The sequence below is a fragment of the Brachyspira sp. SAP_772 genome, from assembly GCF_009755885.1.
Lineage (GTDB): Bacteria > Spirochaetota > Brachyspiria > Brachyspirales > Brachyspiraceae > Brachyspira.
On sequence record NZ_VYIX01000270.1, the window covers coordinates 1 to 612 of the forward strand.

Genomic DNA, 612 nt, shown 5'->3' on the forward strand with positions numbered 1-612 from the left:
ATTTTTCGACAATTATATCATAATAAATACTAGTGTCAATTAATATATTAAACAAAAATACTATTTATAATCACTATTTATATCAATGGATATTGACATAAATTAAAATKTTGTTTATATTAATCTTGTAAAGATAATTTACAAGTATATAAAAAATATAGCAGTAAATTATAGAGGAGTTTAATATGATAAAAAAAATATTATCTTCATTAATAGTATTAGCAATTTTTTCTACATCAATTTTATTTGCTGATATGGTAGTTCCAGCTTCAGCRTTGCCTAAACAAGCWGYAACATTYATMAAAAAAATATAYCCTAATGCTCAAATATGGAAAGTAGAAAGAGACGGCGGAAAATTTGATGTWRAATTATCWAATGGTGCTAGYATAGATTTTTTAACTAATGGCGACTGGGTAAATATAGACGGAGAATATAACGGTGTACCTTTCAGTGTATTGCCTCAAGCTGTTGCTAACACAGTAAAAAAGACATATCCTCAAGCTATGATTACAAGTGTAGAAAAAGAGTGGGGAAATTATAAAATAAAACTCAACAACATGATGGAAATGTTTATATCATCTGATGGATCATTAATGGGACAGCAATTTGATG

At 26.8% G+C, this 612-nt stretch carries 1 protein-coding gene; it reads left to right on the forward strand.

Annotated elements, in window-relative coordinates:
• Positions 1–185 precede the first annotated feature (185 nt).
• The coding region (locus tag GQX97_RS13965) for a PepSY-like domain-containing protein (protein WP_157152341.1) at positions 186–612 on the forward strand (427 nt) is incomplete at its 3' end.